This is a genomic window from Vibrio sp. 10N.261.55.A7, assembly GCF_002877365.1.
In the GTDB taxonomy this organism is placed as follows: Bacteria; Pseudomonadota; Gammaproteobacteria; order Enterobacterales; family Vibrionaceae; genus Vibrio.
In genome coordinates this window covers 1-14,011 of record NZ_MCWZ01000305.1, presented here as the reverse complement: position 1 = coordinate 14,011, position 14,011 = coordinate 1, and the positions used below count along the sequence as shown (strand labels likewise).

At 46.3% G+C, this 14,011-nt stretch carries 13 protein-coding genes; 6 read left to right on the top strand and 7 right to left on the bottom strand.

Going from position 1 to position 14,011, the window contains the following annotated elements:
- From BCU12_RS18080 to BCU12_RS18060, 5 genes are all read left to right on the top strand, one after another.
- On the top strand, positions 1-837 hold the full coding sequence (locus BCU12_RS18080; protein ID WP_102405644.1) for an alkaline phosphatase family protein: 837 nt from the start codon (positions 1-3) through the stop codon (positions 835-837).
- Positions 834-1,733: an ABC transporter permease subunit gene (locus BCU12_RS18075; protein ID WP_102405643.1), complete on the top strand. Its 900-nt coding sequence runs from the start codon at positions 834-836 to the stop codon at positions 1,731-1,733. Before BCU12_RS18080 ends, BCU12_RS18075 begins: the two co-directional genes overlap by 4 nt.
- The gene (locus BCU12_RS18070) at positions 1,720-2,541 is read left to right on the top strand and encodes an ABC transporter permease (RefSeq protein WP_102405642.1); all 822 of its coding nucleotides are present in this window, start codon (positions 1,720-1,722) and stop codon (positions 2,539-2,541) included. The genes BCU12_RS18075 and BCU12_RS18070 overlap by 14 nt, the downstream gene beginning before the upstream one ends.
- Complete coding sequence (locus tag BCU12_RS18065; protein WP_102405641.1) at positions 2,538-3,557, top strand: ABC transporter ATP-binding protein; 1,020 nt, start codon at positions 2,538-2,540, stop codon at positions 3,555-3,557. Before BCU12_RS18070 ends, BCU12_RS18065 begins: the two co-directional genes overlap by 4 nt.
- A 75-nt stretch (positions 3,558-3,632) precedes the next feature.
- A complete protein-coding gene (locus BCU12_RS18060) occupies positions 3,633-4,295 on the top strand; it encodes an HAD family hydrolase (RefSeq protein ID WP_198599373.1) in 663 nt (220 codons plus the stop codon).
- Here BCU12_RS18060 and BCU12_RS18055 read toward each other — a convergent pair.
- Positions 4,278-5,186 carry a helix-turn-helix transcriptional regulator gene (locus tag BCU12_RS18055; protein WP_102405640.1) on the bottom strand — a complete coding sequence of 303 codons (909 nt, stop codon included), beginning with the start codon at positions 5,184-5,186 and terminating at the stop codon, positions 4,278-4,280. The genes BCU12_RS18060 and BCU12_RS18055 overlap by 18 nt on opposite strands.
- A gap of 52 nt (positions 5,187-5,238) precedes the next feature.
- Here BCU12_RS18055 and BCU12_RS18050 point away from each other — a divergent pair, with 52 nt between their 5' ends.
- On the top strand, positions 5,239-6,633 hold the full coding sequence (locus BCU12_RS18050) for an MATE family efflux transporter (RefSeq protein ID WP_102405639.1): 1,395 nt from the start codon (positions 5,239-5,241) through the stop codon (positions 6,631-6,633).
- A gap of 107 nt (positions 6,634-6,740) precedes the next feature.
- Here BCU12_RS18050 and BCU12_RS18045 read toward each other — a convergent pair whose 3' ends face one another.
- From BCU12_RS18045 to BCU12_RS18020, 6 genes are all read right to left on the bottom strand, one after another.
- Positions 6,741-7,886, bottom strand: a complete 1,146-nt coding sequence (locus tag BCU12_RS18045; RefSeq protein ID WP_241909870.1) for a hypothetical protein — start codon at positions 7,884-7,886, stop codon at positions 6,741-6,743.
- Positions 7,887-7,900: 14 nt separating this feature from the next.
- Complete coding sequence (locus BCU12_RS18040) at positions 7,901-8,902, bottom strand: DUF2860 family protein (protein WP_102405638.1); 1,002 nt, start codon at positions 8,900-8,902, stop codon at positions 7,901-7,903.
- A 75-nt stretch (positions 8,903-8,977) separates the two neighbouring features.
- Positions 8,978-10,615: an ATP-binding protein gene (locus BCU12_RS18035; protein WP_102405637.1), complete on the bottom strand. Its 1,638-nt coding sequence runs from the start codon at positions 10,613-10,615 to the stop codon at positions 8,978-8,980.
- Entirely contained in the window at positions 10,612-11,328 is a 717-nt protein-coding gene (locus BCU12_RS18030) for a winged helix-turn-helix domain-containing protein (RefSeq protein ID WP_102405636.1), read from the bottom strand. The genes BCU12_RS18035 and BCU12_RS18030 overlap by 4 nt, the downstream gene beginning before the upstream one ends.
- 342 nt (positions 11,329-11,670) lie before the next feature.
- On the bottom strand, positions 11,671-13,200 hold the full coding sequence (locus BCU12_RS18025; RefSeq protein WP_102405635.1) for a hypothetical protein: 1,530 nt from the start codon (positions 13,198-13,200) through the stop codon (positions 11,671-11,673).
- 113 nt (positions 13,201-13,313) lie between these two features.
- The gene (locus tag BCU12_RS18020) at positions 13,314-13,853 is read right to left on the bottom strand and encodes a CBS domain-containing protein (protein ID WP_102405634.1); all 540 of its coding nucleotides are present in this window, start codon (positions 13,851-13,853) and stop codon (positions 13,314-13,316) included.
- Positions 13,854-14,011: the final 158 nt, after the last annotated feature.

The following is a 14,011-nucleotide window of genomic DNA, read 5'->3' as shown; positions in this document are numbered from 1 at the left end:
ATGAACAATAAGGTTATCCTTGTTGTTCTAGATGGACTGAATTATCAAGTAGCTCATGATTGCATGGGCTACTTGAACGGTTTAATAGAGCAGCAATCAGCCACCCTTTACCCTTTAACGTGTGAATTACCTTCGTTATCACGCCCTCTTTACGAGTGCATCTTAACGGGTGTCACTCCAGTCGTGAGCGGCATTGTGAATAATGGAATATCAAGACGTTCCACTCAAGAATCAGTATTCAGTTTGGCACGTGCTCAAGGCAAGGTTACAGCAGCCGCCGCGTATCACTGGGTGAGCGAGTTGTATAATCGCACGCCATATCAACCTGTCCGCGATCGTTACACCGAAGACGAGACCCAGAACATTCAACACGGTCGATTTTATCATTGGGATCACTACCCTGATGAAGCCTTGTTCTTAGACGCGGAATCTCTAAGGTTGAATCATCATCCGGATTTCTTGCTGATTCACCCAATGAACATCGACGATGCGGGGCATAAGTTTGGCTTAGACTCACACCAATACCGTAATACCGCTAGAGCAGCCGATATCTACTTATCCAATTACCTGTCTGATTGGCTTAATGATGGCTACCAGGTCATTGTTACCAGCGATCACGGTATGAACAACGACTTGTCACATGGCGGTATTTTAGCCGAAGAAAGAGAAGTACCTTTGTTCGTGATTGGTGACCAATTCTCGCACCAACCGACAGCCGTAAAACAGACCGACATCTGCGGGCTTTGCTGCCAACTACTGGGATTGGATCACAGTAAGCCAGTGCCACTGGATGTATTAACACAAGATGGTTTAGCGCCGGAACCCGTATCTCTATGACTCAGTCAATTATCTCCGTGCGACCGGATGACAACAATGCCGTAGGCTCTAACCAAAAGCACAGCCGGTTTAAAAAGTTTAAGCCTGCGATTTGGTTGATCCCGTTTGCGCTGTTTTTCTATCTATTTCAGATTGCTCCCATGCTGTGGGTTCTGATCAATAGCTTTCAATATGATGACGTTTTCAGCCTAGAAAACTACTTCGAAGTCTTCGATTCAAGCTTCATGATGCAGGCGTTTAGAAACAGTATCTGGCTGTCTATATGGTCAAGTGTTATTGGGCTCGCAATAGCTGCAATATTGGTCTCTTCACTCAGACGCGTTGATAGCAAACTCCGCGATGGCGTGATCGCCTTTACCAATATGAGCAGCAACTTTGCCGGCGTGCCTTTGGCGTTTGCCTTCATCATCATCTTAGGTGTCAATGGCGCAGTCACTTTGTTATTGAAGCAGTACGGCATCATTGAGGACTTTAATTTATACGGTCAGTGGGGCTTACTCGCTATCTATATCTACTTTCAGATTCCACTTGGCGTGTTGCTGCTCTATCCCGCTTTTGATGCCTTGAGCGATGATTGGCAAGCCGCCGCCGCGCTTTTAGGGGCCAAAACGTGGCAATACTGGCTAAAAATTGCGCTGCCAGTGCTATCCCCTGCGTTGCTGGGTACGCTGATCATTCTTATTGCCAACGCAATGGGCGCTTACGCCAGTGTATACGCGTTAACGGGTGGGAATTACAACGTCATTACGATTCGTATTGCCAGCTTGGTCTCTGGCGATCTGTTCCTAGAGCCCAACCTTGCCGCCGCTATTTCTGTCATCTTGATGGCAATATTGGCCTTCATCACCGTGATTAATCAGTGGCTACTGTCTAGGAGCTATCATGCAAACAAGTAGCGCCCGTCCACGCCAAAACCGTTCGGCTATCTACCATAAGTCTGTGGTCTACACGATCGTGGGTCTTATGTTGATCCCCATTCTCGCCACGTTACTTTACTCGCTGTCATCAACATGGGGAGCCACCATACTGCCCGATGGGTTTACCCTGGACTGGTACATTCAATTAATTACCGATCCGCGATTCCTAGCCGCTTTTGGCCGTTCATTACTCGTCTGTTTCGCGGCGCTAGTGCTCAGCGTAACGCTCATATTGCCGATGATCTTCGTTGTTTTTTACTATTTCCCGAAACTCGATAAACTGATGAACGTGCTGATCTTGTTGCCCTTTGCCGTGCCGCCTGTGGTGTCGTCGGTTGGGTTATTGCAGCTCTACGCTGACAGCAGCATTCCCATTGTCGGCACACCATGGATTCTCATTGGTACCTACTTCACGATTGCATTGCCTTTCATGTATCGAGCGATTTCTAACAGTTTTGAAGCCATACATTTACGAGACCTAATGGATGCGGCTCACCTGTTAGGCGCAAGTACCACACAAGCCTTTTTCTACATCATTATTCCAAACCTAAGAAAAGGCTTATTGGCCTCACTCTTTCTTTCATTCTCGTTCTTATTGGGGGAATTTGTATTCGCCAATATCCTGGTAGGAACACGCTTTGAAACGCTGCAGATCTACTTGTACAACATGCGCCAAACCAGTGGTCACTTCACGTCTGCGTTAGTGATGACTTACTTCAGTTTCATTTTCCTATTCACTTGGCTCGCCAGCCGCTTTAGTAACACTCACCATGAGGCAAAATCATGAGCTATGTAGACGTTAAACAACTCACCAAACGATTCGGCTCCAATACTGTCTTTGAAGACATCAATTTCACCATTGAGAAAGGTGAGTTCATTACCTTACTCGGCCCAAGTGGATGCGGGAAATCGACACTGCTTCGCAGCCTAGCGGGATTAAACCCAACTGAGGGCGGCGAAATTTGGGTCGATGGTCACGACATAACTCACAGTGCGCCCCAGCAGAGGGGCATTGGCATGGTGTTTCAATCGTACGCACTGTTTCCCAATATGACGGTGGAAGGCAATATCGCCTTCGGCCTTAAAATGAAGAAGTTGAGCAAATCGGAGATTACCTCAGAAGTCGCCCGTGTCATTGAATTGGTGGCGTTATCCGGTAAAGAGAAACAGTACCCGCATGAGTTATCAGGGGGTCAACGACAGCGCGTAGCTCTGGCTCGGGCGTTAGTGGTGAAACCTCGTATCCTATTGCTTGATGAGCCGTTGTCTGCCCTAGATGCCAAGATACGCAAACACCTAAGACAGCAGATTCGTGATATACAAAAAGAGCTCAATCTCACCACCGTTTTTGTCACTCATGACCAAGAAGAAGCGATGATCATGTCTGACCGAATCTTCTTAATGAATCAAGGTGAGATCGTGCAGCAAGGGGCGCCAGAAGCCATCTATACTCAGCCAGCCAATGAGTTCGTTGCTGGGTTTATGGGGCACTATAATCTCATTGACGCGAAGACGGCGAATACGTTGTTCAACCTCAACACTCAGTCGACGGTTGCCATTCGTCCAGAATCGATTTATGTCAAAGAGGAAGGGCGGCACTATGACTCACACATTTCTTCACCCAAACAGGCTAGGATTAAGAGCCATCAATTGCTGGGCAATGTCATACGCTATCAGGTCGAGATCAACCAACATGAGATGACGGTAGACCTTCTGAATCGATCTTCTGAGCGCTTGCTCAGCAATGGCAGTCAGCTTGAGTTACTGTTTAATCTCAATGAGATTCAAGCCGTTCGAGCCTAGCTTTATTGTACTTAGCTTGCACCCAAAATAATAACCAATATAGAACTAGAAGAATAACGCTCAAGGACACTCGCAATGTTACAACCACTTTACGTATTTGATATGGATGAAACTCTGTTTGCAGAGGATTGTTCAATGCTTTGGAATGAGTTTTTAGTTGAGCAAGGCGTCGTAACGTCAAATCAATTTCTTGCAGAAGACAAACGCTTGATGGCGCTCTACTCGGCCGGAGAGTTAAACATGGAAGACTACCTCTCTTTCTCAATGTCGCCTTTAATCTCGCTTCACAAGAGTGAGGTTGACCAACTTGTCGAACGCTGCATTGATGAGAAGATTTTGCCGCACCTCTACCCACAAGCCAAAGCGCTGATCTCGCAGCTAAAGAATGCCAATATCGATACCATCATCATCTCTGCCACTGTGCACTTTATTGTGTCAGCCATTGCAAAGCGCATTGGTATCGATATCTCGATGGGCATAGGCTTGGCGATCGAAGATGATCGATATACCTCAACCATTGAAGGGATCCCAACGTATAGAGAGGGTAAGGTTACTAGGCTTGAACAATGGCTAAACAAGCAAGACAAACAGTACGACACTATTCACTTCTATACCGATTCGATCAATGACCTTCCGCTCTGTGAGCGCGCCGATCACGCTTATTTGGTCAACCCATGCGAGCGTCTACGCGAGGTTTCCAACAGGCCAAATTGGCAAGTGTTAGAGTGGCACCTCTAAGTTGTCTCTAATGTGTTGTTTTTTATAAGCGCGAGGCGAGACCCCAAAATAGCGCTTAAAACGATGACTAAACGCATAGGGGTCTTTATAGCCAAGTCGTTGCGCTATCATGGTGACACTCCATTCTTGGTGGTGAAGCAATTCAGCCGCTTTTTCCATACGTAGGTGAATCAATCTCTCTTGCGGGGTTTGCTCATAAAGTGACTTCGACAGCCTATTGAGCTGCTCTTCACTTAGAAAGCACTGCTTGGCTATCTGCTTTACGCTCCAAGGCAAGTGCAACTGCGATTCAATTTGATTCCAAACACTTTGTACCCGCATCAATGAGTTAGACGGTGAGGATTCTACCTTACTCAATAACCGAGACAGCTCACTCGTCAAAAGCTTTCTATAGCTCGCCCTTCCTGCAATTTCGTAATGAAGTAGGCTCATCAGTGACCACACTTGCTCGCACTGGCGAAATTGTTGCACTCTCTGCCCTTCATCAACCAAAGGTTGCCATTTTTCATGAGGTGACAGCAGCAACCACACCATTCTCCAGTTATTTACTTTCTCTCCAAGCTCAAAGCGAAAGGGCTGATCTGCGGGTAAAACCACCAACGAGTTGGCAGGAATGGTTTGTCGACGATTCGCCAACGTAAGCAAACCCTCTCCCTCAACGGTCACCAAGATCGTGTGAACACCCACCGACTCCCGCTCAACGATATATCCATCAGATAAGTCAGCCATACCGGCTAAAAAGAACCCCATCGATTCGAATTCAGGGATCTCTGAAAGCCCGAGAAAACGCTCACGACATTTTTCGGCGAGGAAGACCTGATCTTGCCAACTGTTTTTAGTGTGATCTAGATCGATGACGGATTCAAACAGGTTTTGATTACTTTCTAACATGTTTATCTCTTCTATTGAGTTGTATATTCCTCACTCAGAAAGAGGAAAGATTATGAACCATACAACAACAGTACCAAACCACTCTACTTCGCTACCAAACAATATGCTATCTACGATGGCAAAACTTGCGTTTCCGGTTGCAATCCAGAGTGCGCTCGTTGCTGTTCTATCTTTGGCTGACGTTTTAATGGTCAGTGATATTGGTATGGAAGCCACTGCCGCTGTGGGAGTCGCCTCAAAATGGCTGTTTGTCGCCATCATGATTGCTGCGGGTGTCGGCTCGGCAAATGGCATTTTGGTTGCACAATATTGGGGGCGAGCTGACAAGAGTTCAGCGAAAACCGTTACGCTGATGGCGCTGAAATATGGGGCCAAGCTGATCATTCCAGCGACCGCGATCATCACCCTTTTTTCTAGCTCAATCATGTTGCTTCAAACGACTGATGCCAGCGTTATCGAACTGGGTTCACAATACCTTTGGTATGCCTTACCGGTTTTGTTACTGACGCACATTATCATTGTGTTGGAGTCGAGCCTTCGTTCAAGCGGCGATGCGATGCTCCCTCTGTTGCTGGCTGCGGTAACGATCGCCATCAACATTGCGTTAAACTATGTGCTGATCAATGGTGTGAGCGTCACTGCCGAAATTGGTATTCCTGCCATGGGCGTAGCAGGCGCTGCTTTAGCGACCAGTATTTCACGCGCACTGCAAGTGGGATTATTTGCGGTGATTTTGTATCGTCGCCGCCACTGGTTGTTTTCGGCACAAAGCCTAGAGTGCGGTGAGCGCCTGATGCGTTCATTTAAATCTCTTGCCGTGCCAACCATGTACAACGCGGTGCTTTGGGCAATGGGCACATTGAGCTATCAAATGATCTTTGGTCACATGGGTACCACTGAATTGGCCGTGTTCAGCATGATCGGCCCATTTGAGCTGCTGTGTTACTCCGCGTTCTTTGGCATCTCTACCGCGTGCTCTGTGTTGTTAGGGCAAAGTTTGGGCCGCGATGATTTCGCTCAAGCCATTGCATTAACTCACTTCTTCATCAAGTTTGTCTTGGCTGTTGGAGTCACGGTCAGCATGGCGATCATGTTGGGGAAAGAGCAGGTGATTGTGTGGCTAAACCTGGATGAGCCTACATTGCAAGCGTTGGCCTCTCCGGCTCTCAGCCTATTTGCGATGGTCATTTGGTTAAGAATGCTCAACATGGTGATCATCAACGGTATCTTACGTGCGGGTGGTGAAAACCAGTTCTGTCTGCGTATGGACTTTATCTCGATGTGGATGATTGGTGTGCCACTTACCGCGATTGGTGCGTTTGTCTTTAACCTTCCTTTCGCCTCGGTGTTTGCACTAATGTTGGTGGAAGAAGTGGTTAAGTTTGCCCTCTGTTTCCACCGTTACATGAAGCGAACGTGGGTCAATAACCTGACCATCTCTGCCTAGTGTGAGAGGCGCTTAACAACAAGCCGCCTCTTAAAACAAAAAAGCGATGTTCAACAAACATCGCTTTTTTAGTATGAGAAAGGCAGTTTCACATGGTGAGCTCAGCTTTACTTGTTCAGTGGCAACTCCGCCACCACAAAGGTTGGCTGGAAAGTAAAACTCTGCCCGCCCTGCTCTTGGTTAAGCAGGTAGTCAGCCAATATCGTGATCGCTCTATTGTCGTAGCCGCTTGTATTGCCATTGTCGCCTGTATTATCAGAGCCGTCTGTTTTATCAGAAACGCCTGTGACCTTCACAATCGTCTGAGACAGGTGAACGTTGGATGTGAGAAAGAGCCACTCCGTTTCCAGGTCATTTAAATAGAGCTGTGTCGGCTGACGGGTCAAGCCAGCCATTAACTGTAGCCCGATTTGTTCACTCACAGTGGCCGGTTGATCAAACTCTAGCCAAAGCTCATCAAGATGTTTAAGCCCTTGAAGTGCGTCTTTGAGTTCACTATTGAGCTGTTCGATGGTGACGGCTGATAGATCGTTGAACGTCACTACCCCAATGCCGTTGCTATTTTTCCAAGTAATGGCTTGCGGGTGCTCATTTAATCGATAAGCCATCGCGGTTTGTAGTTGACCAAGATCGGAGACCAGCAAACGTTGATCACCCACCTCTTCAAGCAGCGCCTGAACGAGTTGTCGCCACTCCTCATCATTAGCGCTATTTTCAGCCTCAACCAAATAGGGTTGATACAAGGCTTGCCACTGGGATTCTATCTCGTCGTAACTTGAGTAGTTGTCGACAACTCGATCCCATGTCGCTTGGTAATCGTCGCCATACCCAGCAGTGCTTCGAGCCATTGACATCACGGCTGCGTCTTGTAAGACGATCTTCACTTGATCGGTATTGGTTCGGTCTGCGCTATCTTTGGCATACAATTCAAAGATATACGTTCCAGCGACAGTTGGGTTCATTAACGTCGCGTCAACCTCACTGTCGTTCAAAATGGCCAGTTGCTGCGGCCCAGAGATTTGAGTCCATTTGGTTGTCTTAATACTGTATAAATTCTTAGGATATGACTTTGCTGAGCCTTTCAGTGCAATCGACGTTTGAGGCAGAGTATGCAGTTGATCCGACCCCGCATTCACCGTCGGTTTCGTCCACTTTTCTGTATCGGTAATGGCATCATCACTGTCGCAACCCATCATCACCATTAAAGGGAGTGCCAATAGGGTGTTCTTCCATTTATTAGAAATATTCATCATCAGTTCTCCTATGGTTAAAATCGATAGCTAAAGCCAGTGGAAACAAACGTGCTTTCGCTGTCGTAGAAGGTGATGTCTGAATCTTTCGTTTGATACCCCGCCATAAGGTGCAATTGTGTGTTGTGCCAGTTCATTGGCTCGTTGTAGCTGTATACCGAAAATATCCCTTTCGAGTCATAGTCTTGCTTGAGTGCAAAGACAGGGTTTTCGGCGTCGAAATCAGCACGACTGCTTCTCAAGGTCGCGACCAGGTTATGCCTTGAATAGTTTAAGATGAAAGCGATCTGCGCACTGATTTGGTCAAAGCTGTTCGCAGCCCCTTTCGCGTCTCTCATGGTGTAATAAAGGGCGGGAGCAACCATAAATGATTGGTTGAACGGTAGGGTGACTTCAGCCCCCGCTCGGTGATAATCGCTGTCTCTTAGCAGTAGTGCAGCATCTTGAGTCGTGAGGGCTTGAGATACACCAATGTCTTCATTTTCAACTTCACTGTAGGCATAAGCGTACTTCAGAGAGATCGGCAGTGGCGCATTGAAATCCACGGCAAAGCGAGCACCTGCCACGGTCTGTTCTGTGGTTTTTCTTTCACTGTTGGTTAAATATGGGTCTTGCCAGACTTCGTCTGCACTCGGAATATTCCCAAAGAGCGCCGCAGTGAGAGACGTGTTCTTGTTCAGCCGTTGTACAACGCCTAGCTCGCCTTGAAATTGAGCTTCAGCAATTTGGTCTTCGCTATTACCAATAAACACAATGGTATTACCAAAACTGTACTGTAATCGGCCCAATAGAAACGGCGCTGCCTGGCTGATCTCTTTTCCACTATTGTTCAAGTCAGTCGTAATAGCATTATCATCATGAGTATTGTTTTGAGACTTGCTGTCGGTAGCACCAACATTCACGCTAATGCCACCACTGAATCCGGGAGTGAAAGGGTCAACTTCAGCAAAGCTAACTGGTGACATAAGGGGGCTGAGTGCCACCAGTAATTTCGCTTTTGTATCTATCGCGAGGTTCATGTTATTTCCTTGTGAGTGACTATTCTTAATGCCACTCAAAATTAACATTCACCCCATCAATGTGTCGTTGGCACTTTATGGACGGTTTGTGTCCAAGTTGGTCACATTCTTTTTAGTAACGCCTGATTTTATTGGGTTAACAGGCCAAGAAAGCGCAAACCGCGCACCATTCGAGTCCGATTGGGTAACACTGGCTCGCCCTTTGTGCCACACCATTATCTGCTTAACGATTGCCAACCCTAGTCCGTGCCCTTTATCACTGCTTCGTTCGTTGTTATCCAGTTGCATAAACGGTTCAAATATCCGTTCGGCATGCTCTTTGGGCACACCAACGCCATCATCTTCTACCGTAATTTTGTATTGGTTTTTCTCAATAAGAAAAGAGACCGATATCGTTGATTGAGTGAATCGGCTGGCATTGGTCAATAGATTTTTTACGGCTCTCATCAGCCCTTTATTATCCACAAACAGCTGCTTGTCTTTGAGTTCTGGAGAGCAATAAAAGCGCACATCAAGGTCGGAGTGCTCAAGCTTGAAGTAGTCCATTTCGGTAAGCAGTTCTTCGGCAAAGCAGCATGGTGAGAAGTGGTTAATGTCGGCCACTCGGTTATACCGAGATAACAAAAGCGTTTGGTTGATCAGGTGGTCCAAATCTTCAACACTGCTTTGCGCGGTTTTTCTGTACTTCTGTTTTTGGCTTTCAGGTGTCGTCTCATCCTCCATCATTTCAAGCGCAAAACGCAGTCGATAGAGGGGAGTTCGTAAGTCGTGTGCAATTGAATTAGTCAGCTCTTTCTGCCCTGCGATCAGGGTTTCGATGTTGTCTGCCATGTGATTGAATGACTCGCTGAGCTGAGAGATGACAGACAGTTTTGATGTGGTCGCTCGTTTGGACAAAATGCCGTTGCCAAACTCATTGGATGTTATGACTAGCCGCTTTAGATCTCGCCACAATGGGTACACCCACATCACTAAGGCAATGGAGATGACCAGAAAGAAGGCCCCCACAATCGCAGAGGTGAGTTTCATTTGAGTGGAGCTGGATACGTCATCTTCTATATGAAGCCAAACGTCAGAAGAAATTGGCGCAAGCAATTCGACACTTCCTTCCGGCCCAATAAATGACACAGGCTCCATTGGGTCGTCTGTCAACGCGGCCTTCGCTTCGCTAGAAAGATCAGTGCGTTCTTTAACACGAATTTGAAAAGGGATATGTTCGCTTTGTGCCTCTATTCTTTGCTGCCACTCTTCCTTCGGATAGCGACGTAAATCTTCAATGGCTAGGTACAGGCTGCCCTTTGCTTGATTCAAAACCGTCAACTCAGACGATTCATTGAGGGCGAAATAGAGCAATTGCTGGCTACTGCCCACCCGCTGTACCAGTGCCATTGGGTCACCGTATAAAAACTCGATCTCTCCATTGAGAATAGACTGATACACATCAGGCTCAGATTGATACTCGTCTATGGCTTGCAGCTTTACGGGGTAACCGAAATGAGGCTTATAGCTTTTGATCTTACTCGCCCATTGTTCTTGGGGAATCGCAAGCAGTTCGCCCGTCAGTAGCTCAAAGTTCACGCTGTAGGTTTTCTTATAAAAGTGTTCTGAAAACGACTCGTTTAAACGCTGAACAGGATTCACTCCCGTGGGAAAAATTAATAGGGCGATGGGAACAAACACGGCTAACCAGAGGATAGCAAAGGCTCGAATCATACTAGATCCTCCTGTGGTACGCAGAGTTGATAACCCACACCACGCACCGTTTTTATCAGCTCTGGTTCATTCGGGTCATCGTGAAGTGAGCGACGCAATCTCGAAATTCGTCTATCAATAGAACGATCCAAACCATCGTATTCAAACCCTCGAATGTGCTGAGCGATGTCGTCTCTTGATACAACGTTGCCAACGTGACGGGCTAACAGATAAAGCAATTCAAATTCAGACGTGGTCAGTTTGATAAACGCTTGATTTAAACTCACGGTACGGTGTTGAAGGTTAATCAGAAGTGGGCCCAGCCGAAGTAAGTCTTTACTGCTCTCCGCACTGTTTCGTTCTTGACGGCGCAGCAGCGCTCGAATACGAGAAAGCAACAAACGTGGCTTCACCTTTTTTACAATGTAGTCATCGGCCCCAAGCTCTAACCCCATCATCTGATCGATGTCGTCATCGAGTGCCGTTTGCATCAATATCATGCCGTGATAACTCGATCGAATCGCCCGGCATACATCCATGCCACTCTGCCCAGGTAGCATGACATCAAGCACAACAAGATCGGGTTGGGTAGAGAGAATGGTATTCACGGCGGTGATCCCATCGGTCACAATCTCGATTGTAAATTCGTAGTTCTGTAAAAAATCTCGGATGAGTTCGGCAAGCTCTAAGTCATCTTCAACAAGAACAAGGTTATAAGAGGCAGATAAGTTCATAGCAGTTCGAGGGGCAATCAATCATACGCAAACTATAACCCACATCAATATGGGTCAGTGTGACCATTTGTGACGAAAATTAATAAATGCGACGTAATAATAAAAAGTCAGTGGGCGTTCATCGCTTGCGGGTTTTCTTCTGATCCTAGTTATTTTCGTGCTGGATCGTACCCTCTCACGATCGCTTAGCACTAATAATGGGCATACAACCAACAAAAAGAGCGAGTGAATCGCTTCACTCGCTCTTTAGTTAATAAGCCTTAGTTAATAAGCCTTTCTGAATCTTTCACTAGGCCGATTAAGGTTTGGGCCTAGCCAAGACGTTGTTTTCTTGTATTTTTATTAAATAGTCAGCGCTGAGTAAGCAACACCAATGAAACCAATGCTTGCTAGAGCCAGTACTGCTTTGTTCGCCATAACACCACCGTTTTCTGCTGCTTTACCAAACATGCCGAATACCATTGGGTGCACTAAGAATGTCATTGCGAATGTGAACGTGATTAAGCTTGCTGCCGTTGCGCCAAACATGCCTTCTTGTACTGCGGCAAATAGACCGAAGTGAGATAGACCTGATGCGGCTGCCATTGAAGCGTGCTCTAGTGACATACCCGCTAAGCTTAGAATCGTAAAGCTGCCGAATACTGCCATGATCTGCCAACCTAGAGAGAACTGCATGAGGCCTTTCACTTCTGTCCCTTCACAACCGTTTGAATTGCGTAGATTCTTAAGAGAAAGTGCAACAAATGCTGCGCCCACAAGGATAAGTGGAATTGTCCATTCAACCATCAACGCATCACGCTCTGCACTCGCCGCTAGGATAGTGAACACAAAGATGTGACCTGCAAATGGAATGTTGATCATGATTGGAGCACGTGACGACGCCGTTTTACCAAAATCACCCGCTGTACATGCGCCAGTTAGACCAGAGTGAGACAAACCACCCGCCATGCCCGGTGCTAGGTTACGTAGATGGTTCGCTTTACCCCAGAAGATAAGTAATGCAAGACCACCAAACATCCAGAAAATCTGACCTGAGAAGCCATACACAATCACGTTAGTCAGGCCTGGAATGCCAAACGCTTCAATCATGTGTGAACCACCCACCAAGAAGCTGCCCGCTAGAACCAATGGAATACCTGCAAAGAGCAGAGAGTTCATTGTTGGGCCTAACTTCCAGTTTGGCATCATCATGCCTAGGCCAGAAGAAACAATCATAGCGAAGAAGATTTGCGGTAAACCGATAAACTCAGCCACCATATTCGACAACCATAGTGAGATGTTTAACACGACAATGAGTGCCACCATTTCAACTAGGCCTTTACGAAGGTACTGCTGCTTATTTTTAATGGTGGCTTTGTTATCAATAAAGATGAAAGCAACCGCCAGCGAGATGTAAGAAAGTAGGAGGAAAGATTCACCTAGCGCAAAGCTGCTTCCGCGACCCGAAATAAGTACATCCGCAGTTTGAATGCCGATCAGTAATAGGAAAGCACGTACAATGAACGTCAGCTGAGTGCTGGTTGTGCCAACAATCACTTCTTTGCTTGACGCTGCAAAGTAACCTTCGTCATCAAAGTTCTGCTTCGACAGTAGACGCTTAATCTCTTGTCCACCGACAAAGAACGAAGCAATCAAAGCGATAACCGTTGTTTGACTCATTAATACAACAACAGGGAATTCACCTAAACCCGGTGCGGCCATGCCACTTTTCACAAGTAAAGCTCCGAGCCCCAAGCCAAAAATAACAATGACGAGAAGCGACGAATATTTCGTGCCGGCTACGATCGTACGGGAAACAAGCACCATAATCGTCAGAGCGACAAGCGCTAGGAAGAAGTGGTTAAATGCTGATAAAACGGAAATATGTTCCATTACTACTCCAAAAAGAAAAATTTCAAATTACTCACCGCGACCAGATCAATGCTTCCCATGCACGATTAATCTAATTCTTCAAAACTGATGGCAGTGAGCCAAATAATTAACGTTTATGCGACGTTCGCTTGAGGCTCTTCGTCGGCCACTAAGCTAATCGCGTCATTAAATAGTGCACGCAATGCAGTCAGCACTTCTAAGCGAGAAACCACGCCAGCAAACTGACCGTTTTCGAGTACAGGCAAAATCTGTGGTTTGCTGACTTTGATTGTTTTTGCACGTTCTTCAACAGACAAAGTGGTCAGTTGCGTTGCGTAGCCCATTGACGTTGTTGGGTACAGTTGATCTTTATCTATCGCAAGAAACTCTAGAACGTCGGTGAGTCGGTCATTAATGTCTATGGTAATAAGGTCTGTCTTCATCAAATCAGAAACCGTGACCTGCTCATTCGGCAAGTAATCTTCACACCACATCTCTACCATCACGTCGTGTGCTGATAGAAAGCCGATTAAACCGCCATTTTCATCACAAACAGGGGCACCGTTAATTCGGTTAGTCGATAGGACATCAATCGCAGCTGGTAATGTTGAGTCTGCTCTTAATGTTGGGGCTTGCGAATTTACAATATCTTTTACAGTCAATAATGCGCTCATAACAATCTCCTAATTTAAAACCAACACCATTGATATAAATCGCTACAAACTCATTGAATTTACAGGCAATGGCGAACTTCTGAGGAGAATGTTACTTAGCTTATTTGAATTAGTAAAATTTATTTTAATTGTAATATGAATAAATTTTATTGATATGA